Consider the following 25392-nt stretch of genomic DNA (forward strand, 5'->3'; position numbering starts at 1 on the left):
CGCACGGCCACGCAGGCCGGCGCTATCGCCGACGGCGGTGCCCAGCTGGCGCTGATGACGAGCTCGCCCGCCGCGCTGGAAGCCCGCCTGAATGAGCAGAATCCGCTGTCGGTGCAAATCAGCCAGCGCGTGTTTGCCAAGGGCGACAACAAGGTGATGGATGAGCTGATGGCTAAAGGCCCCGGCACCTATAACGTGCAGAAGGACGGCCGCTACTACGCCGTAACCATCGACAAGGTGCTGCCCGCCGGCCCCAAAACCCTGGCCGAAGCCCGCGGCCAGGCCACCAGTGACTACCAGGCCTACCTCGAAAAAGAGTGGATTGCGCAGCTGCGCGCCGCCCGCCCCGTGAAAGTGAACGAGGCTGAGGTGAACAAACTGATAACGAAGTAGCATGTAGCGCGGACTTTTAGTCCGCGTTTCCACGGCGCTGGACGGTTTTCCAACGGTGTGGCGACGCGGACTGAAAGTCCGCGCTACGACTTGCTGCAACCCTTATTCGCTCGCCCGGCTCCTTGCAATTGCCCGCCGACGGATTTATCGTGAAATTTGTGCGGCCGTTGTGGTGTTGTTCGCGCACAATGGCTTTCGTCCGGGCATCCGTTCGGGCTCTTCAATCTTATTCTATGCTTGTGAAAGTGAATCGTGCGGCAACGCTGGCCCTGCTAACGTTGGCGCTGTTATTAGGCTTTGCGCCGGCCTCCCAGGCGCAGTTGGGCATTAGCCGGCCCAAGGGCCAGGAATTGCTCGACGGCATTGTGGTGAAGGTGGACAACCAGATTGTGCTCCGCTCCGATGTGGAGATGATTTATGCCCAGGAAGTGGCCCGCGCCGCCGGCAAGCCGCTGCCGCCCGACCTCAAGTGCAAGATTCTACAAAGCCTGGTGATGAACAAGCTGATGCTGGCCCGCGCCGAAGTGGACTCGGTGACGGTGGAAGACAAGCAGGTGAACGGCGAAGTAGACCGCCGTATGGCCTACTTCGTGCAGCAGATTGGCTCCGAGAAACGCTTGGAGGAGCAGTACGGCAAGTCGCTGAAGTCGCTGAAGGAAGACCTGCGCCCCCAGATTAAGGAGCAGCTCACCCAGCAGAAGATGCAGGAAACCATCACGGGCAAGGTGGCCGTGACGCCCCGCGAGGTGGCTGCCTACTTCACCCGCATTCCCAAGGACAGCCTGCCGTATTTCAGCACCGAGGTGGAAGTGGGCCAGATTGTGGTGCCCGCTCAGGTAAACGACAAGGCCAAGCAGGCCGCCATTGCCAAGCTCAACGACATTCGCGGCCAGATTCTGGCCGGGGCCGACTTTGCCACGCTGGCCAAGCAGTATTCCGAAGACCCGGGCTCGGCCAAGGAAGGCGGCTACCTGGGCCTGTTCGGGCGCGGCGAGCTGGTGCCCGAGTACGAGGCGGCGTCGATGAAGCTGGAGCCGGGGCAGATGTCGCCGGTGGTGCAGTCGCAGTTCGGCTTTCACCTCATTCAGTTTATCGAGCGCAAGGGCAATAAGTATTCGACGCGCCACATTCTGCTGAAGCCCGAGACGGGCGCGGCCGACATCAGTGTCTCGGCCAAGCTGCTCACGCGCCTGCGCCGCCAGATTCTGAGCGACAGCACCACCTTCGCCAAAGCGGCCAAGGATAACTCGACCGACAAGCAGAGCGCCAACAACGGCGGCCTGCTGGTGAACCGCCAGGACGGCGGCTCGCGCCTGCCCCTCGACAAGCTCGACCCGGCCATCTTCTTCACCATCGATACCATGAAGGTGGGCCACATCACCCCGCCCATGCCCTACCGTACCGACGAAGGCAAGGACGCCATGCGCATTCTGTGGCTGAAATCGAACACGCCGCCCCACCAGGCCAACCTGCAGGACGACTACCAGAAGATTGCCGCCGCCGCCCTCAACGAGAAGAAAAACAAAGCCCTGGACGAGTGGTTTGCCAAAAACCGCGGCACGGTGTTCCTCGAAGTGGCCCCCGAATACGCCCAGTGCAAGGTGCTGGAAGTGGCCGAAAGGTAACTTTCCACCGTTACGGAACGTCATGCCGAGCGCAGCCGAGGCATCTCGCTCGGGGCAGTAATCAAACCTGTTTATAACGGTTGAATTACTGCCGCACGCGAGATGCCTCGGCTGCGCTCGGCATGACCGCCGCTCCTCCCCTCTCCCCTCCTTCCCTCACTCCCCCGAATGGCTCAATTCCAAAACGACAAAGAAGCGGCCGACGCGCTGGCCGCCTCCTTCCAGAAGCTGCGCCAGGAGATTGGCAAGGTCATCGTGGGGCAGGATGAAGTGGTGCGGCTGGTGCTCACGGCCGTGTTTTCGCAGGGGCATAGCCTGCTGGTGGGCGTACCCGGCCTGGCCAAGACTCTGCTGATTCAGACCATTGCCGACTCGCTGGACTTGTCGTTCAACCGCATCCAGTTCACGCCCGACTTGATGCCCAGCGACATCGTGGGCTCGGAAACGATGAACCAGCAGCGGGATTTTCACTTCGTGAAGGGCCCCATCTTCGCCAACATCATTCTGGCCGACGAAATCAACCGGACGCCGCCCAAAACCCAGGCCGCCCTGCTCGAAAGCATGCAGGAATATGCCGTGACGGTGGCCGGGCAGCGCTACCCGCTCAGCCGCCCGTTCTTCGTGCTGGCTACCCAGAACCCCATCGAGCAGGAAGGTACCTACCCCCTGCCCGAAGCGCAGCTCGACCGCTTCATGTTCAATATCGAGCTGGGCTACCCCAGCTACGCCGAGGAGCTGAACATCGTGAAAAACACGACCTCCAACATCAAGCAGACGGTGAACAAGGTGCTGCACGCGGCCGACATTCAGGCCTTTCAGGAGTTGGTGCGCCGTGTGCCGGTGGCCGACAACGTGGTGGAGTACGCCGTGGGCCTGGTGCACAAAACCCGCCCCAACACCGAGCGCGCCCATACCCGCACCAACCAGCTGCTGGAGTGGGGCGCCGGCCCCCGCGCCTCGCAGCACCTCATCGTGGGCGCGAAGTGCAATGCCCTGCTCAACGGCAAGTACTCGCCCGACATTGAGGACGTGCGCGCCGTGGCCGTGCCGATATTGCGCCACCGCCTCGTGCGCAACTTCAAAGCCGAAGCCGAAGGCATCGGCGTGGAGCAGATTGTTCGCGAATTATTGTAAATCAGAAGAAAGAACGTCATGCTGAGCGAAGTCGAAGTATGACGTTCTTTGTTGTTGTATTGCCCCTAAACAGAATGGAAGCCCAAGCCTACTATCAGCAATTTGAGCGCAACGTGCGCATCATCCTCGACGCCCTGGCCGCCGGCCTCGACCTGCGTACCACGGCCCTCGAAACCAGCCTGCCCATCGAAGTGTACGTGCTGTGCGAGGTGCTGAACCAGGGCGCCGGTGAGCACTTCACCCTCACGGCAAGCGGCGTAGCCCGGCTGGCCGAATTCCAGCAGCAGTTTATGCAGCACGAGGGCCAGACGCTGGCCGCCATGCAGCGCGTGCTTGCCGATAAGCGCGGCACCATGAGCACGCCCGAAGGCCGGGTACTCACCAAAGAAATGCTCATCCGCCGCCTCGAATTCTTCAACGAAGCCGCCCGGCAGGTGAACGTGATGCGCACGCAGCAGGCCTTGGGTAGCCCCTACCCGCACGTGGGCGCGAACAAATAAAGTTGATTGCTACTTAAGCAAGGGCCGTTTCCGGGCACGGAGGCGGCCTTTTTTCGTTGTACGTTGCCATGCTGCCCCGCGCGCCACTCCATACCGCCCGCCTGTGCCTGCGCCCCTACGAGCCGGCCGATGCCGACGCGTTTTTCGGGCTGCTACACGCCGACCGCGCCCGCTTCCAGCCGTCTTTTCCCGACCGCCTGCAGGCCGTGCGCTCGGTGGCCGATGCCCACGTGGCCCTGCGCACCTTCGCCGACGACTGGCTTAGCGGCCGCTTCTACGTGTTCGGCATCTGGCAGCGCAGCACAGACGAGTACCTGGGCGACATCTGCCTCATGCCCCAGCACAAGGGCCAGGCCGAAATCGGCTACTACCTCTCGGCCCGGGCCGAGGGCCACGGCTACGCCCGCGAGGCGCTGGCGGCCATCACCCGCTTCGGCTTCGATGCCGTGGGCTGCCAGCGCCTACTGGTGCGCTGCTTCCGGAGCAATGCGCGGGGGCAGGCCGTGGCGTGCGCCGTGGGCTTCGCGCCAGAGCCGCCGCCCAGGAGCCCCCTGTGGTTTCGCAACTCCGATGCGCTGAGTCACATTTGCCGCTTCTGGCTGCTGAAGCAGTAACGCGCTGCCGCCATTCCATGCCACCGGAAGCCAAACGGGGTGCCGTTTGCGCTCCTGAAATTTGCAGGCGGGCAAACGGCACCCCGTTTGGGCAGATTCTATTTGGAGGAGGGCAAACGGCGCGCCGCTTAGCCAGGTTCAATTTGAAGGAGGGCAAACGGCACGCCGTTTGGCCCGGTTCGGTTTTCGGCAGGCTGGCCGGGCGGCCTACTGCCCCACCCGGGCGCGCTTGCCGATGTTGCCCAGCAGCCAGTCCTGCCGGAAATTCAGGTACATGCTGAAGGAGTAATCGAGCAGCCCGGCGTTGAGGTCGTACACCGGCTCGACGCGGGCCGTCAGGGCCGCCGCGTCGGAAATGCGGAAATCGCGCAGCAGCCGCAGCATCAGCACGCGGCGGCTGGGGTCCAGAAACTTCGGGTCCGACACCGAGCGGGAGGCGCTTTGGTAGTAGTCGCCGCCCAGCGGCGAAATGAAGCGCGAGCCCTGCCAGTAGCTCAGCATCACGTCTACGTAGCGGGTTTCGAGGGTGCCATTGAGGTACAGGGCCCGCCCGTACTGAAAGGGCAGTTGCCCCCGGGTAAAGGAATAGTCCTGAAACGCCAGCCCGTAGCCGTCGAAGCGCACGGCCTGCACGGTGGGCCCGGGCAGCGCGCGGCGGGCCGTGAGCCCCAGCGCGTAGTTGAACACCGTGAGCAGGGGCCGGTCAAGCGTATCAATCTGCCCGCCGTGGTGAATGCCAGTGAATTGAAACGGCACACTCACCGTCCAGAGGCTCTGGTCGGGGCTGATGCGGTAGCTCGTGCTCAGGCCGCCGGCCACTTCCTCCTGGTAGTTGCTGTAGCGGTACTGCTGGCGCTGCCAGTCCACCCACTGGTCCAGAAACAGCCGCTTGCCCCGGTAAATGGTCTGGATGCCCTCTTCGAGCGGGTTCAGCATTACCCGCTCGAAGTTGAACATCGGCTCGATGTAGTTGTGGTGCAGGTTTGCCCGAATGTTGCCCAGAATGGTCTGCTGCTTGCCGTGCGTCCACGTGGCCCGGAAGGTGGGCCGCACCGCCTTCAGCACCGGGTTGCCGAAGTCCTTCCAGAGGAAAATCCCGCCTTCGAGCCGCAGGTCTTTGATGGGGTAATACACCAGCTGCGGATTCAGCTGCGTGCCGTAGAGCGTGTAGCCGTCCACAATCTTATTGAAGTATTCGTTGTCTTTGAAGAATACGAAGGCGTTCATAGCCACGCGCAACTCGCCGGCGGTAGGCGCGACGAAGACTACAGTGTCGGGAGACAATGAGGAACGGTCGGCGTGTATTCGTCCCGGTGTGGGGCTCGTAAACGCCCGATTGTCCAGTTGCGCCTGTGCTGTTTCTACTCTAATTAGCACAGCCACAAGGCCAACTAATATTTTTAGATAATTCCTCATATATTTCCGCATCCTGCGGCACGATTCCGGGAGTCGTTGTGTTAGAAAAAGCCGCCGCAAAACAGCCCAATCAGGGCTTTTAGTAAAGAATAGATTTATTCGATTGCGACCCGGCCAAAACCGTTAACTTTACCAAACCTAACCCGTTTTTTTTAAACACTCCCACATGGCACTAGCTACCAAAGCGGCTCCGAAAGCCGACAAAGCTGAAAAAGCAGAACGCGGCGACATGAGCATCGCGGCTGAAAAAATGAAAGCACTGCAGCTGACGCTTGATAAGCTGGACAAAGCGTACGGCAAAGGCACGGTGATGAAGCTCAGCGACCAGAAGGTGGGCGACATTCCAGCTATTAGCACGGGCTCGCTGTCGCTCGACATTGCCCTCGGCATTGGCGGGCTGCCCAAGGGCCGCATCGTGGAAATCTACGGGCCGGAATCGTCGGGTAAAACCACGCTCACGCTGCACGCCATTGCCGAAGCTCAGAAAGCCGGTGGCATGGCCGCCTTCATCGACGCCGAGCACGCCTTCGACCCCATCTACGCCCAAAAGCTGGGCATTGATACCGCCAACCTGCTCATCGCTCAGCCCGACAACGGCGAGCAAGCCCTCGAAATCGCCGACCAGCTGATTTCGTCGGGTGCCGTCGACATCTGCGTGATTGACTCCGTGGCTGCCCTCGTGCCGAAAGGCGAACTCGAAGGCGACATGGGCGACTCGAAAGTAGGCCTGCATGCCCGCCTCATGAGCCAGGCCCTGCGCAAGCTCACCGGCACCATCAACAAAACGGGCTGCCTGTGCATCTTCATCAACCAGCTGCGCGAGAAAATCGGCGTGATGTTCGGCTCGCCCGAAACCACCACCGGTGGTAACGCCCTGAAATTCTACGCCTCGGTGCGCCTCGACATCCGCCGCATCGGCCAGATTAAGGAAGACAAGGACAACGTGACCGGCAACCGCACCAAGGTGAAGGTGGTGAAGAACAAAGTAGCGCCGCCCTTCAAGGTGGTCGAGTTCGACATCATCTACGGCCAGGGCATCTCGAAAGTCGGCGAGATTGTGGACCTCGGCGTCGACATGGGCATCATCGCCAAGTCGGGCTCGTGGTTCAGCTACGGCGACCAGAAAATCGGCCAGGGCCGCGAAGCGGTGAAAACGCTGCTGCTCGACAACCCCGAGCTGGCCGACGAAATCGAAGCTAAAATCCGCCAGATGGCCAAAGGCGACGAAGACGTCATCCCCGTGGACATGAGCGGCCCGGAAGAAGGCGAAGACACGCTGTAAGGAGTGTTGAATATTGAGTTTGGAGGGTTGAGCTGCTTTTTTGCAACTGCGGCTCAGCTCCACATTCAACCCTTACAACTTAACCCTTAAAAAAGCCCGTTGCCCTTGGCAACGGGCTTTTTTTACGGCCGTATCTTTGGGAGCCTCACGGGGCTGGCACTGCGTTTGTCTAAAGCCGCTTTGCGTTATACCTCATCAGCATTATGAATCGCCGCTGGCTCATTACTACCCCCGTTATTGCGTTATTTCTGGCGGCCGCCGTGCCGGCCCTGGGCCCCGGCGATGCCGTGCGCAGCGTGCCGCAATCCAGTTTCGGGCGCGGCGAAGTCATCAAATACACGGTGCACTACGGCCTCATCAACGGCGGCGAGGCTACCGTGGAAACGGCCGGCGGCATCGAGCACTTCCAGGGCCGCCCCTGCTACAAGGCTACGGTGAGCGGCAAAACCACCGGTTCGTTCGACTTCTTCTTGCGCATCCGCGACCAGTGGCGCGCCCTGATTGACACGACCAGCATTCTGCCCCTGCGCGCCCAGCGCGAGATTGCCGAAAAGAACTACCGCAAGCGCGAAACCGTCGATTTCGACCACCTGCACGACGTGGCCGAGGTTACCGACCACACCCACGAAAACGCCCGCAGTACGGTGAAAGTGGCCAACAACAGCTTGGAGCTGGTGAGCGGCTTCTACTACCTGCGCACCCTCAACTTCGACCGCATGAAGGTGGGCGACATGGTGCGCGTGCCGGGCTATTTCGATGGCGACAACTTCATGCTGGAAGTCGTGTTCAAGGGCCGCGAAGTGGTGGAAACCAAGGCTGGCGACGTGCGCGCCTTCAAGCTGGTGCCGCGCATGCCCAACAACAAGCTATTTCGGGGCGAAAACGCCATTTCGGTGTACTTCTCCGACGACCGCAACAAGATTCCGGTGCTGTTTCAGGCCGAGATGTTTGTGGGCACCGTGAAGGTGGACATGACCGGCTACCGGGGCCTGCGCTGGAAGCTGAACATGGTGAATTAGCACTTGACCTCACCCCCTACCTTTACTGTTAGGAATGGGGATGTCGGTCGAACAGTTCATTATGCAGTTTTCCACGGTGCCGCTGGCGGGCGCGTGCGTGGTGGGCTTGGTGCGCTACCGACGGCTCGACACCACGCGGCGTTACCTAGTGTGGCTGTCGTGGCTGGCGCTGGCAGTTACGGCCGTGTCAATGTGGCTGGCCGCGCAGCATCGTCCCAACCTCTTTCTAGCGCCCATCGATACCGCCATCGAGCTCACCCTGCTGGGGCTGATGTACCGGCGGGCGCTGGGGCCGCACCCGGTGGCGCGCTGGCTACCGCTGGGCATTGCGCTGTTTTTGCTGGGCACGGCCCTCACCTACGTGCCCCGGCTCGATGTAGTCGAGTTCAGCCCAATCCAGCACTTTATTGAAAGCATGGCCATTCTGGCGCTGGCGCTGCTTTACCTGTGGCAGCTGCTACGGCCGCCCGTCACGCTGGCGCCGCTGGAGCGCGAACCCATGTTCTGGGTATCGGCCGGGGTGGTGCTTTATTTCGCGGGCAGCAGCCTCATCTTTCTCACCAGCAACCTCGTCCTGTTTCAATCGCACGAGTCCAGCATGGCTGTGTGGGCGGTGCATGCGCTGCTGTACTCATTTCTGAACGGCTTCTACCTGGTAGCGCTGTGCGTCAATCCGCAAAGCCCGGCCGCCACACCGGGCGTCACACAATCGTAACATAGCGCCCGGCACCGGAAGCGGTACTTTTGCGGGCGTATTGTCTTGCTTCACTTAAGCCCATTTGCCGTGTCTGCTGCCAAAACGCCCGTTTATAAGATTCTCGTGGTCGACGACGACCCCGACATCGTGGAGCTGCTGGAGTTCAACCTGAAGAAAGAGGGCTACCAGACCGCCTCGGCCCCCGACGGCCGCAAGGCTCTGGAAATTGCCGCTGAGTTCAAGCCCGACATCATTCTGCTCGACGTGATGATGCCCCACCTCGACGGCATTGCCACCTGCCGGCTGCTACGCGAAAATCCGCGGTTTAAGGATACGTATATCCTGTTTCTCACTGCCCGGGCCGAAGAATTTTCCGAAGTAGCGGCTTTCGAGGCCGGTGCCGACGACTTCATTGCCAAGCCCATCAAGCCGCGCGCCCTGCTCGGCCGCCTGGCCGCCGTGAAGCGCCGCGACCAAGACCCCCACACCGCGGTCGACGCCATCGATATCAACGGCCTGCGCATCGACCGCACGGCGTTCGCGGTGTACCAGGACGGCAAAAAAATCAGCCTGCCCAAAAAGGAGTTCGAGCTGCTGGCGTTTCTGGCGGCTTCGCCCCATAAGGTGTTCAACCGCGAAGAATTGCTCCAGAACATCTGGGGCAACGATGTATTTGTGCTGGCCCGCACCGTGGACGTGCACGTGCGCAAAGTGCGCGAGAAAGTGGGCGACCACCACATCCAGACCATCAAGGGTGTGGGCTACAAATTCAACGCCGACTAGTGCCTTCTAGGGCCGCCGGCCTGGCAGGCGGCCCTAGAAGGCGTAGCCCACGTTGAGGCCCGGCAGAATAGTGAATCCGGTGAAAGCGCCCGTTGCAAGCGCGCTGCCGGATTTTATTTTGGCTGTGCCGGCATTGTAGCCGAGGCGGATGAACAGCTCCAGCGCGAAACGCTCGCCAAAAATCCGTTGGTAGCCGCCGCTCACGCCCCCCCCCAGCGCGTTGAGCACCGATTCGTCGTGGGTTGTAATCAGCTGTCCTCCCGCGCGCGTGGTGTAGTCCTGGCCGCGCACCACCAGGCTGGAGTACCGCACATATGGCCCCACGAAGATGCCGCGCAACGACTCGCGCAACGGATAGAGGCGCAGCTCAGGCGTCAGGCCCAGGCCGGTATATCGCACGTTCTCATACGTCAGGCTGCCGTAGTAAGCCCCCAGCTGCAGGCTGGTCTTGTTGCCTACCGCGTGCTCAAAGGCGACATTGCCAGTGGCTATTACTAGGCTCAGCGGATTAATTTTTATCACGTTGCGCTGGGCCCTGGCCACCATACCAGTACAGCTCAGCACGCCCAGCAGGCAGAGCATCTTTCGTAAGCCCCTCAGCGATGACGACGCAGTTTTTTTCATTCCGTAAATCAAGCGTTTATATTTCATTAAACTCATCCCCATTCAGCGCCCCACGCGAGGTTACATACCTACGGTTTTCTGCCCCACTGCCGCCGAATAATTCCGTCGCCACCAATATCTTCCGCACAACGTCCCGATTTTAGTTTCATTCCCGATGAGTTTCTCTTCCCGCACCATTGCCATTTTCATCGCGTTGCTGGTGGCGGCCGTGCTCACTACGTATGCGCGGGTGGCTCCTGGCCTGCCGTTTCGGGAGGCGTTTCTGGGCGCGGGCATTACCGTAGCGGCGTGCTTTCTGCTGGTCTACCTGTCGTTCGAAGCCTTGCTGTTTCGCGAAATCAACGGCGTGTACGCAGGCCTCGAAAACATCAAGCGCAAGGAATTCAAAAAACTGAGCAACAAGTTTCTGTTTCGGCCTGAACCGGTGAAACGCGTGCGCAACGAAATTTTGCAGATGGCCGAGCGCCGGCAGCAGGAACTCGATGAGCTGGTGCGCCTGCAGGCCCTGCGCCGCGAGTTTCTGGCCGATGTGTCGCACGAGCTGAAAACGCCGCTGTTTGCCGCCCAGGGGTTTGTGCATACCGTGCTCGACGACGAAGAAGACGAGATTGACCTGGCCACCCGGCGCAAGTTTCTGCGCAAAGCCGCCGCCAGCCTCGATACTCTCGACGCCCTGGTGCAGGACCTGGTAACCATTGCCCAGCTCGAAAAAGGCGTGGTGCGCATGCGCCGCCAGCGCTTCGATTTGATTGTGCTGGTGCGCGAAATTTTTGAGCTGCTGGAACAGCAGGCCGAACGGCGCGGCACCCGCCTCGAGCTGTTTCCGCCCGGCTTGCCCGCCGTCGGCTTGCTCGTCATCGCCGACCGCAACCGCATCCGCCAGGTTCTCATCAATTTGATTGACAATGCCATTAAGTATGGACGCGATAATGGCCGCGTGGTGGTGTCGCTTATTGAGAGCGGCCGGGGCGTACGCATTGCCGTGCGCGACGACGGCGGCGGAATTGCGCCCGAGCACCAGGGGCGCATCTTCGAGCGGTTTTATCGCATCGACAAAAGCCGCTCGCGCGAGTCGGGCGGTTCGGGGCTGGGGTTGGCCATCAGCAAGCATATCGTGGAGGCACACAAGTCGACCATTAAAGTAAAGAGCACCCTGGGCGAGGGCACCACGCTCGAGTTCAAGCTGAACAAGCCGAAGGAAGGCCCGGTAAGCAGCTAAGAGCCATGCCGCGCACTGCCCAACGGCACCACCGTGCCAATGGCCGTACCTTTGCGGCCTCTTATGAAGCTCCCGCAGTTCTCCGACCTCGTTCTTTTTGAAAACGACGACTATCTGGTCGTCAATAAGCCGCCGTTTCTGGCCACGCTCGACGAGCGGGTGGGCGGCGCGCCCAACATGCTCCGCTTGGCCCGCCAGCACTACGACGACATTCAGGCCGCCCACCGGCTCGACCGCGAAACCAGCGGCGCGCTGGCCTTCGCCAAAAACCCCGCCGCCTACCGCCACCTGGCCATGCAGTTCGAAAACCGCGAGGTGAAGAAGCAGTACCATGCCGTGGTGTGGGGCACGCCGCAGCTGCAGAATGAAGTGGTGGAGCGCAACATCGAAACCACCAGCCGCGGCAAGGCCCGCCTGGCCTATAAAGGCAAGGCCGCCGAAACCCACTTCACCACCCTCGAAACCTACGCCCGCCACGCCCTCATGCTCTGCGAGCCCGTGACCGGCCGCATGCACCAGATTCGCCTGCACCTGATGTACCTGCAGGCGCCCATCGTGGGCGACAAGGACTACGGCGGCGAGGACTTCTACCTGTCGTCGCTCAAAAAGAAGTTCAACATGAAGGAAGGCCAGGAAGAGCAGCCCTTCATTAAGCGGTTTGCGCTGCACGCCCTGCGCTTGCAGTTCACCGGCCTGAATGGCGAAGAAATCAGCGTAGAAGCCCCGTATCCGAAGGATTTTCGGGTGCTGGTGGAGGTGCTGGGCCAGAACCGCTAGCGGCAATGGCCGGGGGCAAGCGGGTGGTTCTCAGAAAAACTACTGCGCCACGTTTGCCTATATCGCGACAAATCAGTACCTTTGTGTCCGTTTTTCCCGAAGCCTATCCGGCTCCGTACTCTTATTCAATAGTTTAGCATACCTTTTTTTCGACTCATGGACCACCTGAGCTTCAAGACGACCCACGTCAATAAGGCCAACGCCCAGAAGAGCTGGGTTATCGTAGACGCCAGCGTGGCCCCGCTGGGCCGCGTTGCCAGCCAAATTGCCAACATTCTGCGTGGCAAGCACAAGCCTTCGTTCACCCCCAACTCCGACTGCGGCGACAACGTGATTGTTGTGAACGCTGACAAGCTGCGCGTGACGGGCAAGAAAATGACCGAGAAGGTCTACATCACGCACTCGGGCTACCCCGGCGGCCAGAAGCGTCGCACGGTGCGCGAGCAGATGGCCCGCGACTCGCGTCGTGTGATTGAGCACGCTGTGAAAGGCATGCTGCAAGACAACCGCCTCGGCGCCGCTCAGTACCGCAACCTGTACGTGTACGCCGGCACCGAGCACCCCCACGAGGCTCAGCAGCCCGTGAACTACGAATTGAAAAACCTGTAAGCCACAACGGTTTACGCTCTTTAATTTTTCCACTAATGGCAATTACCAACACCTCTGGTAGAAGAAAAACCTCGGTGGCCCGCATCTACATGCAGGCCGGGCAAGGGAATATCACTATCAACGACCGGGACATGAAATCGTACTTCAGCAACGAGTTGCTGGAGAACGTAGTGAACCAACCCCTGGCAATCATCGAGCAAGTCGGCCAGTACGACATCAAGGTGAATGTGCGCGGCGGCGGCATTTCGGCTCAGGCCGAGGCTATCCGTCTGGCCATCACCAAGGCGCTGGTGAGCGATAACGAAGAAGTTCGTCCTGCTCTCAAGAAGGAAGGCTTCATGACCCGCGACCCGCGCATGGTGGAACGCAAGAAATTCGGCAAGCGCAAGGCTCGTCGTTCGTTCCAGTTCTCGAAACGCTAATCCAGGAGGAAATACATCATGGCCCAGACTACCTATAAGGACCTGCTCGACGCAGGTGCCCACTTTGGTCACCTCACCCGCAAGTGGGACCCCAAAATGGCGCCGTACATCTTCATGGAGAAGAACGGCATCCACATCATTGACCTCAACAAGACGCTGGTTTCGCTTGACTACGCAGCCCAGGCTATTCGCAACATCGCGAAGAGCGGCCGCAAAATCATGTTCGTAGCCACGAAAAAGCAGGCGCAGGAAATCGTTACGACGGAAGCCGAGCGTTTGAAAATGCCCTTCGTGACCGACCGGTGGTTGGGCGGCATGCTCACCAACTTCGCCACGGTTCGCAAAAGCCTGAAGAAGATGGCCACCATCGACAAGATGGTGAAAGAAAACACCGCCTACGCCGCACTGGCTAAGCGCGAGAAGCTGATGATGTCGCGTGAGCGTGAGAAGCTCGGCCGTGTGCTGGGTGGTATCTCCGACCTCGGCCGTCTGCCCGCTGCCCTGTTCGTAGTGGACGTGAAGCGCGAGCACATCGCCGTGAAAGAGGCACAGAAACTGGGCATCCCGGTTTTCGCTATCTGCGATACGAACTCGAACCCCGAGCTGGTGCAGTTCCCGATTCCCGCCAACGACGACGCCTCGAAGTCGATTCAGCTCATCGTGAGCGTGATTGGCAAGGCTATCGAAGAAGGCCTGTCGGAGCGCAAGGTTGACAAAGAAGATGCCGACCGCAAGGAAGCCGACGAGGCCGCCATTGCCGAGAAAACGGCTGCTGACGAAGAATAGTCTCTTCTTAGCTCTTTGAAAGAAGGGAACCTTCGAGTGGTCTAGGCTCCGGAGGTTCCCTTTTCTTTTGCTTTCAGGCCGATGTAGAGACGCATACTTGCGTCTTCCGTCAGAACGGAATCGGCCGCCCGTTGTAAAATCAATTGTTCAAACGGGAGACGCAAATATGCGTCTCTACAACCCCTCCCCTACTTCCAATGGCCGCTATTACCGCCGCAGACGTAAACAAGCTCCGCACCATGACCGGTGCCGGCATGATGGATTGCAAAAAAGCCCTGACCGAAGCCGATGGCGACTTCGAAGCCGCTCGTGACATTCTGCGCAAGGCTGGTCAGAAAATCGCTGACAAGCGCGCTGAGAACGAAACTTCGGAAGGTTTCGTGACCGTGGCTGTGAGCGAGGATGGCACCAACGGCAAGCTGGTGGCCCTGGCCTGCGAAACGGAGTCGGTAGCTAAAGTGGCTAACTTCCGCGAGCTGGTGCAGCGCATTCTGGATGCCGCTGTGCGCACCAACGCTGCCACTAAGGAGGAGTTGCTGGCCGTGAAAGAGGATGATGGCCTGACCATTCAGGAGCACATCACTGACCTGACCGGCAAAATCGGCGAGAAGCTGGACCTGACCTACGTGACCCTGACCGGCGAGAAAGTGGCTTCGTACATCCACTCCGACAGCAAGAAAGGCGTACTCGTTGCCCTGAAGAACGTGGGCTCGGCCGACGCTGCTGCCGTGGGCCGCGACGTAGCCATGCAAATCGTAGCCATGAAGCCCGTTGCCGTTGACAAAGACGGTGTGGACTCGGCTGTGGTGGAGCGCGAAATCGAAATCGGCAAAGAGCAGGCGCGTGCCGAAGGCAAGCCCGAGGCCATGCTGGAGAAAATCGCTCAAGGTAAGCTGAACAAGTTCTACAAAGAGCAGACCCTGCTGAACCAGGAGTTCGTGAAAGACGGCTCGATGACCATCGCCCAGCTGCTCGACAGCAAGTCGAAAGGCATGACCGTGACGGACTTCAAGCGCGTGGCTATCGGCGCTTAATTGCCGTTTTTAGGTAACTTAAAAGCCCCGCCGGCACTATGCCGGCGGGGCTTTTATTTGTTTAATGGAACCTCATAGAAAACGGGCGTACCGCTATTTGCTGTATCAGTTTTACTTGATATTCGCACAACTCCCACGTCCAATAGTTCTGCTCAGCTGACTGACCAACAGTGCCGAAATCATGTTAACTATTCTGGCGCGGTGGCCTATTTGTTCCACAATTTTGCTCTGTCCGCTACCAACGATTTTGCTGACTTTGATGAAGCTGCGTTCTGGCGAAATATTGAACGTTTCAGTCAAGCTATGCCGCATTTGAGCGTAATGCATTTCAAAAGCGCTTTTGAAACGGCTTTAACTGAACCGAAATAAAAGCCCCGCTGGCAGTGTGCCGGCGGGGCTTTTATTTGTGGCTATGACTGAAGAGCGCAAGAGCTTGTACCGAAAGCTTCTTTACACTGCGATGATAGATTTACGGGCACACTCATCCGAGTTTGGCTGGCAGGAGTCCGGGCAAAAGAACGTGCTGGATTTTGTTAATAGCTTAACAGACTGGCTTCATAACCTAGCACTTGATTCGAGCAAGAACTTTGAGAACTTCAATGAAGAATGGTTCTGGCGTGATTATCAAATTTTTCGGGAGCAGTACCCCGCTGATAAGTGGGCGACGTTTCTCGAAGGAATCATTAAGCAACTTAGAAAATAAGCGCGTTCTATTTCTTTAGCCACGCCCGCACCCGTGCCTTCGAGTTCTCGCGGATATTCATGTAAAACAGCGCGTAATCGGCAATGTGGCGGGAGTAGCGCAGCTGCTTCTTGCCGGAGGGCGGGAAGTGCGGGAAGCCCTTGAAGCGCGGCGCGTGCACCCAGAGCTGGCCGTGGTGCACTTGGGCATCGGTGAAATTGGGGTGGACGTGCTTGAAGCGGATGCTGACCGCGCCACGGTTGAGGCTAGCCGGGGCCAGGGTGGAGTCGAGCGTCCAGGTGAGTGGGTTGACGGCGATGCTGGGCTGGAACATGGGCGACTCGTGGCCGGCATCGGAGGTGTTGTAGGCCACGAAGCAGTCGGTGGCCAGCGAATCGGCGCAGGGCTTGAGGGTGAGGAATTCGTTGGGCTTAACCTGGAAGCCGATGAGGTAGGCGGCCACGAGCTGGCGGCGCAGCGGAGTGGCCTTGTCGAAGAATTCGTGGAGCAGGCGCGTGGCGTGGTCGGTGCCCTGGCTATGGCCGGCGATGATGAACGGGCGGCCCTGGTTGTAGTGCGCGAGGTAGTACTGGAAGGCGGCGCGCACGTCGGAATACGCCAGCTCCAGCGCTTGCTGGCCGTTGGGTTCCTTATCGAGGAAAGAGAACAGGGTGGCCTGGCGGTAGCGCGGCGCGAAGATGCGGCCGGTGGCGTTGAACACGCTGGCCTGCTGCTTAATGGTGGTGCGGTCGGTGTACTTGTTCAGCCACTTTTTGCGCACGTCGCCGTTCCAGTTGCGGGGCGAGTAGTAGGTGGTGGGGTGGATGAAGAACACATCGACGGGGGCCGTGGCCTGCTCGTTGCGCAAGGTGGAGTGGCGCGGCACGGCATCGGCCGAATCTTTTTTGGTAGGCAGGGCGGACCAGCTGGCTGCCTGGGCGTAGTCGGGCGCGGGTGGCGGCGTGTATTTCTCGAAATCGCGGCCCGGCTTGAGCAGCAGCCGGATGCAGCTATTCAGCGGCAGGAGCAGCAGCGCAAGCAGGACGGTGCGGAGGGGTGAGTTTAACCGGAACATATTTCAACTTCATACAACGCACTGCCTGACGCCGGAACCTCACCCCCGGCCCCTCTCCTCAGGAGAGGGGCCACGGCGGCGCGGTCGAGCAGCGCCGGCGGCGTACGGCCCAACAGTCTTTTTTTCTAATTAGTCGACTACCGGCCAGTGCTTCAGCTCGCGCGGGGTGCCGTCGGCGTCGTAGAGCAGCGTCATGGGTTCGGCGGGTTTGGCTACCACGTCGGCGAGGGTGATGTTCCAGCGCAGCCACATTTCGGCCAGGGTTTGGGTGTAGGCACTGTTTTCCCAGGGGTTGAAGATGGCGCCGGTCACGTCGTCGATGAGGGCGTCGAACACGATTTGGGTATCGCCGGGGCGCGGGTGGCGGGGGTAGATATCGGGCACGACGTGCAGCAGGTGCGCGGCGTAGTACACGCGGGCCTTGAACTCGGCAATCTGAACGGGATGCAGCGGGCGCTGGGCATCGGCGTACACCTTGCCCATAGCCTGGCCAATCAGGCCCACATCGACCAGACAGGCCACCAGCACGGCATTATCGAGTTTAATGCTGAAGACGAGCGTGTTCAGGTCGTCATCATACTCGAAAGGGGTTACGTCTTCGGTGGGGTCGGCTTCGAGCACGAACACGGAACCGGGCACGAAGTCGGCGTACTCGGTAGGCACGCGCAGGCCCTGTAGCAACTGGAAAAAAGCCTGGAAGCGGCGCACCAGCGCGGCATTTTCGGCCAGCGGGTACTTGGGCTTTATCAGGGGCTCGAACTCGTTCAGCAGCTCGGTGATGAAGATGCCGTAGAACATTTTGCCCAGCCAGAGAAACAGCGTGTCGTCGCCGAGGGCGCGCAGAGCGGCGGGGCCTTCGAGACTGGCCGCCTCTACCCTACTCTCCAGCTCGGCAATGCGCTGGCGAGCGGCGGGGCTGGCGGGCAGGCGCAAGTCCTTCATCAGCACGGTGCGCTGGTCGAGGAGCTGAATGGGGCGCTCGGCCAACTTGTAGCGGGCCTGCAGCCACTCGGCAAACACGGGCACGGTATCGTCGGGGCCGACGGGCTGGCCGCTGAGAAAGCAGGTTTCGGGGCCGAAGCGCATGCCATCGAAGGGGTCATAGGGCAGCAGGTCGGCGGGAGTAAGCTGGGACATAAAAAGTAGCGCGAACTTCGTACTTCGCGTCGCCACACGGCCCGCCGGAATTGTCCGGACGGCGCGGGGACGCGAACTACAAAGTTCGCGCTACAATGGTTATGGCGCGTAGCGGCTTACTTCGACAGGGCGTTGCCGGCCTTGATGAGCTGCTTGCTGAGGTTGGTGAGCGGCGCGGCGTAGTCGCCGCCGGCCTCTTCGGCTACTTTGGCGGTTTCGGCGCCGAGGCTGGCCAGGATTTCGGCAATGTCGTGGGCGGGCGTTTTGGCGTCGGCCAGCAGGTCGTTGAGCTGGCCCAGCTCCTGCTTGATTTTGGCCAGCCCGGTGCGCTCCGAGGCATCGAGCACGGCCAGCCAGCGGTCGAGCTCGGCGCGGCCTTCGGGCCCCGAGTTGATGGCTTTGCTGCTGCTGAGGAAGGTGAGCGTATCGTCGAGCAGCGCGGTATTTTGCTGGTCACTCACCGACATGGGCACGGCGGGCGTGGCGGGCGATTGCGGAGTGGTGGCGGTGGAATCCATATGAAAGCAGGGGAATGGTAATGCGTGAGGGCTATACTAGGCCCGCGGCGAAAAAGTTAGCGCAGCGGCGGCCCGCGGCCGCCGGGCGATGGGTTACCTTTTGGCGCAGGAGCCGATTAACGGCACAATCTCACCTCCACACTTTTTCAAAACCATGAAATTCTCCGTTAAAACCCTGTTCGTAGCCGCCGCTGTTGCATTCGCCGCCACCGCCTGCGAAACCAAAACCACCGAAACCACCACTACCACGCCCGAAGGCACCACGGCCACGGTAACCACCGACTCGACCACCACGATGTCGGCCGAGGAAGCTGGCGCCAAGATGGACGCTGCCGGCGAGAAAATGCAAGGCAAAATGGAGGAAGCCGGCGCCAAAATGGACGCCAAAATGGAGGAAGCCGGTGCCAAAATGGACGCTAAGATGGACGCCGCCGGTGCCAAGATGGACGCCATGGGCGACGCTGCTGCCAAATCGGCTCAGCAAACCAAAGAGAACATGAAAGAAGCCATGAAGAAGTAAGCAGCCCGCCGATTCGGCGCTGTTTCTCTTTCAAGCAAAAGGCCCCGAACACACTGTTCGGGGCCTTTTTTGTGGCGGCATCAGCCGTGGGCCAGCTCCAGCAGCACCTCGTAGTAGGGCCGCTGCAGGATGCGCGCCTTCAGCCAGGCGTAGAAGCTGATGACCTGCAGGTCTTCGCGCTCTTCGGAGATGAATGGGGGCAGGTGCATTACCCGGTTGCCGAACGTGCGCTCCTGCACCACGTGCGGGTTTTCCACAATCTCGCGCACCAAGGCCAGGTAGGATAGCACCGGCTGGTACACGCCGCCAGCCGGTACGGCGGGCGTTTCGGCCGTTTCGGGCACGGCCGGAAACTGCTCGCGCACGGCGCGGTCGAGGGCACGCAGGCGGCTCAGGGCCACCTCAGTGTTGCCGAGCTCTACCTGAATGAGCATTTCGCCGATGTTGCGGTTCAGCAGCCACTCCAGGCCCAGGTGCTGCTCAATCCAGTGGTCGGTGCGGCCCAGGCTGAGCAGGGTTTGGTTGGCTTTGGCAAACTTGCCCTCGGCGAAGTAGTGAAACGTGAGCTGCAGCCGCACGGCCAGCTCGTCGGCCTGGGCCAGGGGGCGGGGGCTTTGCAGCAGGCCATCGAGCAGCACAATGCTTTCGGCATTGCGGTGCAGAAACGAGTAGTTAGCCGCCAGCAGCAGCGTGAAGCGTGGCGCGTACTCGCCAAACTGCCGGCCCGGCCCGCTGGCCAGCAGTTCCTGCGCCTGCGCCAGGTAAACCACAGCCTCGGCGAAGCGCCGCGAGCGGTACAGCGCGTGGGCCAGCATGTACAGCAGCTTGAGCTGGTGCCCGCGCTGGGCCGGCGCAAAGCCGTGGCGCCGTTCCATCAGCTTGTAGCAGCGCTCGATGAACGTGGCAAAGGCCGTGAAGTCGCGTCGCACCAACATGGCGTTGCGGGTGATGGACATGAGCCGGCTCAGCAGCGAGGGCGAGCGGGCGAAGGCTTCCTGCAGGTCGTACTCGGCCAACACCTGGCGCAGAATATCATCGGCCGGCACCAGGGCGCGGCCCTTGGTGCGCGACTCGCGCAGGCGCTGGCGCAGCACGCTGTCGGCTATGTTGGCGCGCTCTTCTTCGTCGGCCGCTTTTTTATTGGCGCGGTAGCGGGGCAGAATATCGTCGAGCGGCTCGGCGTACGGCGAGCTGGCGTACTGAATCTGGAGGTTGTACACGGCATTCAGCGGCTCGTACTGCTCGCTTTCGCGGCCTAGTTTTTCGGCCTTGCGCAGCGTGTTCCAAGCCAGGCGCGGAATGCCGGCCTCGAACAGATACTGGGCCAGGGTGAGCTGGCCGCGCACGGTGGCGGCGGCCGTGGTATCGAGCTGGCGCTGGCGCAACAGCAGGTAGTCGGTGAGGTGGCGCATGAGGCGCTTGCGCAGCGCGTAGTAGGCCACGGGGTTGGGCTCGTCGGGGTAGAGCTTGGCCACGAGCTTCTCGGGCTTAAGCTCCTTGGCCTGAATCAGCAGCTCGTAGAGGCGCGAATCGAGGCGGCCGTTGGTTTTGCGGCGCTGCCGCTGAATGAAAACGCCGAAGTCGCGGCGCTCGTCGGGGTTGAGAGTGAGCAGGGTAGTGCGCAGGTCGTCCATGCGTCCAAATTACGGCACAGCCGCTACCCGCCGCCCGGTTCAGAAGCATTGCCCACCAGCAGCCAAGGCAAGCGTTTCACAACATAATAAGCTGAGCCATAAATACAAACGGGTTACCTTTTGCAAATCTTGCGATTAAGGGCAACGTTTTATCACTCATTCCTTCCTCAAACATCATGAAATTCTCTTTCAAAACCCTGCTCGCCGTAGCAGCCTTTGCCGCCTTCGCCACCACCTCGTGCTCAGAGAAAAAAGCCGATGACGCCGCTACCGCCACCGAAAATGCCGCCTCGAACGCCGGCGACAAAATGGAAGGCATGGTGGACAGCGCCAAGGCCGATATGGCCCGCGAACCCGGCGACACGGCCGTGGTGCGCAACGTGCCCGCCGACAAAGTAGTGGAAGAAACGCCCGCTACCCAGAAGTAAGGGCCTCTTCGTTTGCCCGTACGCAACAAGCCCCGCTGCCACCGCAGCGGGGCTTGTTGCATATAGCCCGGCACGCGAGTAATACTGCCGAAGTATAAAATTCCGGCATTCGGCCAAGGGCTTCAACGCAGCCGAAACCCTGTGCGTACAAGCTCCACATTACCCTCCCACCCAAACTCATTCCTAACCCTTCTAACGCTTTTCACTCATGGACCTTAACAACAATAACATCAGCGACACGACCGAGCTGCAGGCTCAGGGCAACTGGAACCAACTGAAAGGCGCCGCCAAGCAGAAATGGGCCGGCCTCACCGATGACGACCTGACTTACCAGCAAGGCCAGCAGGATGAGTGGCTGGGCCGCCTGCAGGAGAAAACGGGCGAAACCGTTGACAACATCAAAAACTGGTTCAGCAACCTTGGCAACGATGCCAGCAACACCGCCACCGGCAACAGCACCGAGCTGAAAGCCCGCGGCGACTGGAATCAGATTAAAGGCGAAGCCAAGCAGAAGTGGGGCAACCTTACCGATGACGACCTGACCTACGAAGACGGCAAAGAAGATGAGTGGTACGGCCGCCTGCAAGAAAAAACGGGCCACGCCATCGACGACATCAAAAACTGGTTCCAGCGCACGTTCTAAACAACGCTGGCTTCAGCAAAAAAGCCCTTCCCAATTACGGGAAGGGCTTTTTTATTTATTGAATACCGAAACGTGCTATATGGCCGCCGCTTCGGCCACGTAGTCGGCCAGGTACTGGTACCGCTCGGTGAGCTGGCCGCCGCGGGCAATGGTGGCGCGGGCAATCACGCCCTCCGCGTCGTCGCCCAGCAGGTGGGGCAGCACTTTGTCGATGAGCTGGCGGCCGAAGTCGCGGCTGGCGTTGCGAGGCAGCTCGCAGGGCAGGTTATCGACGGCCATCTCGGTGATGTTTTCGGGCCGCGAGTAGGCCGGCTCCAGCTCGCCGGTGGCGGGGTTGTAATCGAAGGCGGGCTCGGCGATGGTACTGCTGCGCTTGGTGGTCGGCACGGAGCCGTTCACGTCGCAGGTCACATCGGCAATGGTGTTGATGCGGAAATCGGGCCGCCGGGTATCGGTCTCGGTGAAGAGCAGCGGCGCGGCCGGGTGCCAGTAGGCGCAGGCAATGAGCAGGTCCGTCACGGGCAGAAATTTGCCGAACGTGGACTCATACTCCTCAGGATGGCGATGAAAATCGGGCGTGTCCCATACGCGGCCGTCGCGGCGGCGGTTGTAGTCGGAGCTCCGCAGCTGCGCGTACACGGGCTCGTTGAAATCGAGGTAGAGGTAGTCGTACACGCTCACCCGGCGAATGCCCATGCGGTCGAGCACTTCCAGCGCGCCTTGGGCTACGCGGCCCGAGCCCGTCACGGCCATTTTGATGGGCGGCAGCTTCTTCACCTTAAAGAATTCCTCCTGCATGTCGTCCATATCCACGCACTGGTAGGCGGGCTTCAGGTCGTAGAGGCGGTGCTTGCGGCCGTAGGTGAGCAGGCCGTTGTAGGCCCCCACAATGCCGGCGTAGCGCCCAAACGCCACGATACGCTCGCCGTGGTCATTGGTCAGCAGCTCGTAATCAATAAGCGTAATATTTTTTTGCAGCACGGCTTGCAGCAGCTTGCGGTTGGCGGGCTGCTTCTTCACGGTGTGCGAAAAGAAAAGGTAGGTTTTGTTGGGGATGAGCTGGTCGACGGGCACTTCCTTCACGCCCATCAGCACGTCGCAGGTGCTCAGGTCGTCGCGCACTTCCAGGCCTAGGTCACGGTATTCCTGGTCGGCGTAGCTGCGGATGGGGCTGCTTTGCACCACAATTTGCAGGCCGGGGAAGGCTGCCTGTGCCTCCACGCACTTTTTGGGAGTGAGGGGTACGCGCTTATCGGGTGGGGTTTTGCCTTCGCGGATGAGGCCAATGGTGAGGGACATGCGGGGAGTGGTGGGAATTGGGGGGGAAGAAAATCGTTTGTCATCCTGAGCGCAGCGAAGGACCTTATCACGACTGAACAGTTAGCACAATCGAAATCGAGCAAACGTGATAAGGTCCTTCGCTGCGCTCAGGATGACAAACGGGTTCGACGGCACCAAGACATGCTATCAAACCAGATAACCGGCCAAAATTACACCTTTGCCCGCGGTTCGGCGGGAGGTTTCGGGCTTACCTTTGTTAAGGAATCTGATTCCGCCACCCCACTTGCCTAATTGGCTCTCAACCAACCCATTTCCGTTTTTATGTCGTTGAAATTCTCGCCAGTCGACGTTTTTGAGGCCCGCCACAATGCGCCCGGCGCCGACGCCCAGGCTGCCATGCTCCGCACCATTGGGGTCGAAAGCATCGAGCAGCTCATCAATGAAACGGTGCCGCCCGCCATTCGCCTCAAAAAACCCCTCGACCTGCCCGCCGCCCTTAGCGAACGGGCTTTTTTGGCGAAATTCAAGCAGATTGCCGGCCAGAACCAGGTATTTAAATCCTACATCGGCCTAGGCTACCACGACACGACTCTGCCCCCCGTTATCCAGCGCAACATTCTGGAAAACCCGGGCTGGTACACCGCCTACACCCCCTATCAGGCCGAAATTGCCCAGGGCCGCCTCGAAGCCCTCATCAATTACCAGACCGTGGTAATTGACCTCACCGGCCTCGAAATTGCCAACGCCAGCCTGCTCGACGAGGGCACCGCCGCCGCCGAGGCCATGCACATGCTGCACTCGCAGACCAAGAAGAAGGGCGCCAACCGCTACTTCGTGTCGGAGCAGGTGCTGCCCCAGACCATCGACCTGCTGCGCACCCGCGCCACGCCGGTCGGCATCGAGCTGGTGATTGGCGACCACCGCCAGGCCGACCTGAGCGCCGAAGGCTTCTTCGGTGCCATGGTGCAGTACCCCGCCGCCGATGGCGAGGTGTTCGACTACTCGGCTTTCATCGCCGACGCGCAGAAGAATAACGTGTTCGTGGTGATGGCCGCCGACCTACTGGCCCTCACACTGCTCACCTCGCCCGGCGAGCTGGGCGCCGATGTGTGCGTGGGCAACTCGCAGCGCTTCGGCGTGCCGATGGGCTACGGGGGCCCGCACGCCGGCTTCTTCGCCTGCAAAGACCAGTTCAAGCGCGTGATTCCCGGCCGCCTCATCGGCCAGAGCGTGGATGCGGCCGGCAACAAGGCCTACCGCATGGCCCTGCAAACCCGCGAGCAGCACATTCGCCGCGAGAAGGCCACCAGCAACATCTGCACCGCGCAGGTGCTGCTGAGCGTGCTGGCCGGCATGTACGCCGTGTACCACGGCCCGCAGCGCCTGAAGCAGTTTGCCACCAACACCCACCTGCTGGCCCAGACCCTCGAAGCCGGCCTGAAGAAGCTGGGCGTGGAGCAAACCAACGAGTTTTACTTCGACACGCTGAGCCTGCGCCTGGAAAGCGCCGAGCTGGCCCAAGCTCTGCGCAAAGAAGCCGAAGCCGCCCGCCTCAACTTCCGCTACTTTGAGGACGTGCGTGTCGGCATCTCGCTGAACCAGAACACCGAGCTGAGCGACGTGGCCGATATTCTGGCCGTGTTCGCCAAAGTGCTGGGCAAGCAGGCCGAACCCCTGACCGAAGCCGCCGAGGCCGACGCCCTGCGCGTGCCCGCCAGCCTCGTGCGCAGCAGCGAGTACCTCACGCACCCGGTGTTCAATACGCACCACGCCGAGCACGAGATTCTGCGCTACATGAAGCAGCTCGAAAACAAAGACCTGAGCCTGGCGCACAGCATGATTCCGCTGGGCTCGTGCACCATGAAGCTGAACGCCACCGCCGAGATGATTCCGGTGACCTGGCCCGAAATCGGCGGCCTGCACCCCTTCGCTCCCATCGAGCAGGCCAAAGGCTACGAGCAGATTTTCAGCGACTTGCAAGCCTGGCTCTGCGAGGTAACCGGCTTCGCAGCCGTGAGCCTGCAGCCCAACTCGGGCGCGCAGGGCGAGTACGCCGGCCTGCTGGCCATCAAAGGCTACCACGATGCCCGCGGCGACCACCACCGCACCGTGGCCCTGATTCCGGCCTCGGCCCACGGCACCAACCCCGCCTCGGCCGTGATGGCCGGCATGCAGGTAGTGGTGGTGAAAAGCACCGAAGACGGCAACATCGACGTGGCCGACCTTAAGGCCCAGGCCGAGAAGCACGCCGCCAACCTGAGCTGCCTGATGGTGACCTACCCCAGCACGCACGGCGTGTACGAGGAAACCATCGTCGACATCTGCAACCTCATTCACGAGCACGGCGGCCGCGTGTACATGGACGGCGCCAACATGAACGCCCAGGTGGGCCTCACCTCGCCCGCCAACATCGGGGCCGACGTGTGCCACCTGAACCTGCACAAAACCTTCTGCATTCCGCACGGCGGCGGCGGCCCCGGCGTGGGCCCCATCGGCGTGGTGGCCGACCTGGCCCCCTACCTGCCCGGCCACGCCGTGGT

At 60.7% G+C, this 25392-nt stretch carries 27 protein-coding genes and 1 pseudogene; 21 read left to right on the top strand and 7 right to left on the bottom strand.

Features of this window, described 5'->3' with window-relative positions; all coding sequences use genetic code 11:
• The 5 genes and pseudogenes from ACYVDE_RS01120 to ACYVDE_RS01140 all read left to right on the top strand — a co-directional run.
• Positions 1–393, top strand: a pseudogene (locus ACYVDE_RS01120) (peptidylprolyl isomerase); the annotation flags it as partial.
• A gap of 233 nt (positions 394–626) precedes the next feature.
• Positions 627–2018: a peptidylprolyl isomerase gene (locus ACYVDE_RS01125; protein WP_460499634.1), complete on the top strand. Its 1392-nt coding sequence runs from the start codon at positions 627–629 to the stop codon at positions 2016–2018.
• A gap of 168 nt (positions 2019–2186) precedes the next feature.
• Entirely contained in the window at positions 2187–3152 is a 966-nt protein-coding gene (locus ACYVDE_RS01130) for an AAA family ATPase (protein WP_460499635.1), read from the top strand.
• 74 nt (positions 3153–3226) lie between these two features.
• Complete coding sequence (locus tag ACYVDE_RS01135; RefSeq protein ID WP_460499636.1) at positions 3227–3652, top strand: hypothetical protein; 426 nt, start codon at positions 3227–3229, stop codon at positions 3650–3652.
• A gap of 68 nt (positions 3653–3720) precedes the next feature.
• On the top strand, positions 3721–4266 hold the full coding sequence (locus tag ACYVDE_RS01140; RefSeq protein WP_460499637.1) for a GNAT family N-acetyltransferase: 546 nt from the start codon (positions 3721–3723) through the stop codon (positions 4264–4266).
• Between the two features lie 207 nt (positions 4267–4473).
• Here ACYVDE_RS01140 and ACYVDE_RS01145 read toward each other — a convergent pair whose 3' ends face one another.
• Positions 4474–5550, bottom strand: coding sequence for a hypothetical protein (locus ACYVDE_RS01145; protein WP_460499638.1), 1077 nt, complete (start codon positions 5548–5550; stop codon positions 4474–4476).
• 361 nt (positions 5551–5911) lie between these two features.
• On the opposite strand from ACYVDE_RS01145, the gene recA reads away from it, so the two are divergent.
• The 4 genes from recA (at position 5912) to ACYVDE_RS01165 (ending at position 9463) form a co-directional block, all read left to right on the top strand.
• Positions 5912–6964, top strand: a complete 1053-nt coding sequence (gene recA, locus ACYVDE_RS01150) for a recombinase RecA (protein WP_460499660.1) — start codon at positions 5912–5914, stop codon at positions 6962–6964.
• A 203-nt stretch (positions 6965–7167) separates the two neighbouring features.
• The gene (locus tag ACYVDE_RS01155; RefSeq protein ID WP_460499639.1) at positions 7168–7983 is read left to right on the top strand and encodes a DUF3108 domain-containing protein; all 816 of its coding nucleotides are present in this window, start codon (positions 7168–7170) and stop codon (positions 7981–7983) included.
• 40 nt (positions 7984–8023) lie between these two features.
• Positions 8024–8698, top strand: a complete 675-nt coding sequence (locus ACYVDE_RS01160) for a hypothetical protein (RefSeq protein ID WP_460499640.1) — start codon at positions 8024–8026, stop codon at positions 8696–8698.
• Positions 8699–8767: 69 nt separating this feature from the next.
• Complete coding sequence (locus tag ACYVDE_RS01165; RefSeq protein WP_460499641.1) at positions 8768–9463, top strand: response regulator transcription factor; 696 nt, start codon at positions 8768–8770, stop codon at positions 9461–9463.
• A gap of 33 nt (positions 9464–9496) precedes the next feature.
• Here the strand turns inward: ACYVDE_RS01165 and ACYVDE_RS01170 are convergent, their stop codons facing one another.
• Positions 9497–10045, bottom strand: coding sequence for a DUF3575 domain-containing protein (locus ACYVDE_RS01170; RefSeq protein ID WP_460499642.1), 549 nt, complete (start codon positions 10043–10045; stop codon positions 9497–9499).
• Positions 10046–10241: 196 nt separating this feature from the next.
• On the opposite strand from ACYVDE_RS01170, the gene ACYVDE_RS01175 reads away from it, so the two are divergent.
• The 8 genes from ACYVDE_RS01175 (at position 10242) to ACYVDE_RS01210 (ending at position 15637) form a co-directional block, all read left to right on the top strand.
• Positions 10242–11306 (top strand): sensor histidine kinase, encoded by a 1065-nt coding sequence (locus ACYVDE_RS01175; RefSeq protein WP_460499643.1) that lies wholly within the window; start codon positions 10242–10244, stop codon positions 11304–11306.
• Between the two features lie 63 nt (positions 11307–11369).
• On the top strand, positions 11370–12083 hold the full coding sequence (locus ACYVDE_RS01180) for an RluA family pseudouridine synthase (RefSeq protein ID WP_460499644.1): 714 nt from the start codon (positions 11370–11372) through the stop codon (positions 12081–12083).
• A gap of 156 nt (positions 12084–12239) precedes the next feature.
• Positions 12240–12692 (top strand): large ribosomal subunit protein uL13, encoded by a 453-nt coding sequence (rplM, locus tag ACYVDE_RS01185; RefSeq protein WP_460499645.1) that lies wholly within the window; start codon positions 12240–12242, stop codon positions 12690–12692.
• Positions 12693–12727: 35 nt separating this feature from the next.
• Positions 12728–13114: a 30S ribosomal protein S9 gene (rpsI, locus tag ACYVDE_RS01190; protein WP_460499646.1), complete on the top strand. Its 387-nt coding sequence runs from the start codon at positions 12728–12730 to the stop codon at positions 13112–13114.
• A gap of 18 nt (positions 13115–13132) precedes the next feature.
• Positions 13133–13900 (top strand): small ribosomal subunit protein uS2, encoded by a 768-nt coding sequence (gene rpsB, locus ACYVDE_RS01195; protein ID WP_460499647.1) that lies wholly within the window; start codon positions 13133–13135, stop codon positions 13898–13900.
• A gap of 197 nt (positions 13901–14097) precedes the next feature.
• Positions 14098–14934, top strand: coding sequence for a translation elongation factor Ts (gene tsf, locus ACYVDE_RS01200; protein WP_460499648.1), 837 nt, complete (start codon positions 14098–14100; stop codon positions 14932–14934).
• 201 nt (positions 14935–15135) lie between these two features.
• Complete coding sequence (locus ACYVDE_RS01205) at positions 15136–15303, top strand: hypothetical protein (RefSeq protein WP_460499649.1); 168 nt, start codon at positions 15136–15138, stop codon at positions 15301–15303.
• 43 nt (positions 15304–15346) lie between these two features.
• On the top strand, positions 15347–15637 hold the full coding sequence (locus ACYVDE_RS01210; protein WP_460499650.1) for a hypothetical protein: 291 nt from the start codon (positions 15347–15349) through the stop codon (positions 15635–15637).
• A gap of 7 nt (positions 15638–15644) precedes the next feature.
• Here ACYVDE_RS01210 and ACYVDE_RS01215 read toward each other — a convergent pair whose 3' ends face one another.
• The 3 genes from ACYVDE_RS01215 to ACYVDE_RS01225 form a co-directional block, all read right to left on the bottom strand.
• A complete protein-coding gene (locus ACYVDE_RS01215; protein WP_460499651.1) occupies positions 15645–16691 on the bottom strand; it encodes a DUF3089 domain-containing protein in 1047 nt (348 codons plus the stop codon).
• A 129-nt stretch (positions 16692–16820) separates the two neighbouring features.
• Positions 16821–17828 carry a hypothetical protein gene (locus tag ACYVDE_RS01220; RefSeq protein WP_460499652.1) on the bottom strand — a complete coding sequence of 336 codons (1008 nt, stop codon included), beginning with the start codon at positions 17826–17828 and terminating at the stop codon, positions 16821–16823.
• Positions 17829–17944: 116 nt separating this feature from the next.
• Positions 17945–18346, bottom strand: coding sequence for a hypothetical protein (locus ACYVDE_RS01225; protein ID WP_460499653.1), 402 nt, complete (start codon positions 18344–18346; stop codon positions 17945–17947).
• Between the two features lie 154 nt (positions 18347–18500).
• Between ACYVDE_RS01225 and ACYVDE_RS01230 the strand changes: the two genes are divergently transcribed.
• Positions 18501–18866: a hypothetical protein gene (locus ACYVDE_RS01230; protein WP_460499654.1), complete on the top strand. Its 366-nt coding sequence runs from the start codon at positions 18501–18503 to the stop codon at positions 18864–18866.
• An 80-nt stretch (positions 18867–18946) separates the two neighbouring features.
• Here the strand turns inward: ACYVDE_RS01230 and ACYVDE_RS01235 are convergent, their stop codons facing one another.
• A complete protein-coding gene (locus ACYVDE_RS01235; RefSeq protein ID WP_460499655.1) occupies positions 18947–20500 on the bottom strand; it encodes a hypothetical protein in 1554 nt (517 codons plus the stop codon).
• Between the two features lie 176 nt (positions 20501–20676).
• Here ACYVDE_RS01235 and ACYVDE_RS01240 point away from each other — a divergent pair, with 176 nt between their 5' ends.
• Together ACYVDE_RS01240 and ACYVDE_RS01245 are read left to right on the top strand one after the other, a co-directional pair.
• Positions 20677–20928, top strand: coding sequence for a hypothetical protein (locus tag ACYVDE_RS01240; protein WP_460499656.1), 252 nt, complete (start codon positions 20677–20679; stop codon positions 20926–20928).
• A gap of 208 nt (positions 20929–21136) precedes the next feature.
• Positions 21137–21571, top strand: coding sequence for a CsbD family protein (locus ACYVDE_RS01245; RefSeq protein WP_460499657.1), 435 nt, complete (start codon positions 21137–21139; stop codon positions 21569–21571).
• Positions 21572–21646: 75 nt separating this feature from the next.
• On the opposite strand, the gene ACYVDE_RS01250 is transcribed toward ACYVDE_RS01245, so the two are convergent.
• Positions 21647–22870 carry an NAD(P)-dependent oxidoreductase gene (locus ACYVDE_RS01250; RefSeq protein ID WP_460499658.1) on the bottom strand — a complete coding sequence of 408 codons (1224 nt, stop codon included), beginning with the start codon at positions 22868–22870 and terminating at the stop codon, positions 21647–21649.
• Positions 22871–23173: 303 nt separating this feature from the next.
• On the opposite strand from ACYVDE_RS01250, the gene gcvP reads away from it, so the two are divergent.
• Positions 23174–25392: aminomethyl-transferring glycine dehydrogenase (gene gcvP / locus ACYVDE_RS01255; protein ID WP_460499659.1), on the top strand; the 2219-nt coding region annotated here is incomplete at its 3' end.

It is taken from the genome of Hymenobacter agri, from assembly GCF_054778495.1.

Excerpts from the sequence above, each read along its gene's own strand:
- recA (WP_460499660.1), top strand. The coding sequence starts at position 5,912 with ATGAGCATCGCGGCTGAAAAAATGAAAGCACTGCAGCTGACGCTTGAT.
- ACYVDE_RS01170 (WP_460499642.1), bottom strand. The coding sequence starts at position 10,045 with ATGCTCTGCCTGCTGGGCGTGCTGAGCTGTACTGGTATGGTGGCCAGG.
- ACYVDE_RS01220 (WP_460499652.1), bottom strand. The coding sequence starts at position 17,828 with ATGTCCCAGCTTACTCCCGCCGACCTGCTGCCCTATGACCCCTTCGAT.
- ACYVDE_RS01245 (WP_460499657.1), top strand. The coding sequence starts at position 21,137 with ATGGACCTTAACAACAATAACATCAGCGACACGACCGAGCTGCAGGCT.
- ACYVDE_RS01180 (WP_460499644.1), top strand. The coding sequence starts at position 11,370 with ATGAAGCTCCCGCAGTTCTCCGACCTCGTTCTTTTTGAAAACGACGAC.
- ACYVDE_RS01215 (WP_460499651.1), bottom strand. The coding sequence starts at position 16,691 with ATGTTCCGGTTAAACTCACCCCTCCGCACCGTCCTGCTTGCGCTGCTG.
- ACYVDE_RS01225 (WP_460499653.1), bottom strand. The coding sequence starts at position 18,346 with ATGGATTCCACCGCCACCACTCCGCAATCGCCCGCCACGCCCGCCGTG.
- ACYVDE_RS01125 (WP_460499634.1), top strand. The coding sequence starts at position 627 with ATGCTTGTGAAAGTGAATCGTGCGGCAACGCTGGCCCTGCTAACGTTG.
- ACYVDE_RS01160 (WP_460499640.1), top strand. The coding sequence starts at position 8,024 with ATGTCGGTCGAACAGTTCATTATGCAGTTTTCCACGGTGCCGCTGGCG.
- ACYVDE_RS01135 (WP_460499636.1), top strand. The coding sequence starts at position 3,227 with ATGGAAGCCCAAGCCTACTATCAGCAATTTGAGCGCAACGTGCGCATC.
- ACYVDE_RS01230 (WP_460499654.1), top strand. The coding sequence starts at position 18,501 with ATGAAATTCTCCGTTAAAACCCTGTTCGTAGCCGCCGCTGTTGCATTC.
- ACYVDE_RS01130 (WP_460499635.1), top strand. The coding sequence starts at position 2,187 with ATGGCTCAATTCCAAAACGACAAAGAAGCGGCCGACGCGCTGGCCGCC.
- ACYVDE_RS01175 (WP_460499643.1), top strand. The coding sequence starts at position 10,242 with ATGAGTTTCTCTTCCCGCACCATTGCCATTTTCATCGCGTTGCTGGTG.
- ACYVDE_RS01240 (WP_460499656.1), top strand. The coding sequence starts at position 20,677 with ATGAAATTCTCTTTCAAAACCCTGCTCGCCGTAGCAGCCTTTGCCGCC.
- ACYVDE_RS01210 (WP_460499650.1), top strand. The coding sequence starts at position 15,347 with ATGACTGAAGAGCGCAAGAGCTTGTACCGAAAGCTTCTTTACACTGCG.
- tsf (WP_460499648.1), top strand. The coding sequence starts at position 14,098 with ATGGCCGCTATTACCGCCGCAGACGTAAACAAGCTCCGCACCATGACC.
- ACYVDE_RS01140 (WP_460499637.1), top strand. The coding sequence starts at position 3,721 with ATGCTGCCCCGCGCGCCACTCCATACCGCCCGCCTGTGCCTGCGCCCC.
- ACYVDE_RS01250 (WP_460499658.1), bottom strand. The coding sequence starts at position 22,870 with ATGTCCCTCACCATTGGCCTCATCCGCGAAGGCAAAACCCCACCCGAT.
- ACYVDE_RS01155 (WP_460499639.1), top strand. The coding sequence starts at position 7,168 with ATGAATCGCCGCTGGCTCATTACTACCCCCGTTATTGCGTTATTTCTG.
- ACYVDE_RS01235 (WP_460499655.1), bottom strand. The coding sequence starts at position 20,500 with ATGGACGACCTGCGCACTACCCTGCTCACTCTCAACCCCGACGAGCGC.
- rpsB (WP_460499647.1), top strand. The coding sequence starts at position 13,133 with ATGGCCCAGACTACCTATAAGGACCTGCTCGACGCAGGTGCCCACTTT.
- rplM (WP_460499645.1), top strand. The coding sequence starts at position 12,240 with ATGGACCACCTGAGCTTCAAGACGACCCACGTCAATAAGGCCAACGCC.
- rpsI (WP_460499646.1), top strand. The coding sequence starts at position 12,728 with ATGGCAATTACCAACACCTCTGGTAGAAGAAAAACCTCGGTGGCCCGC.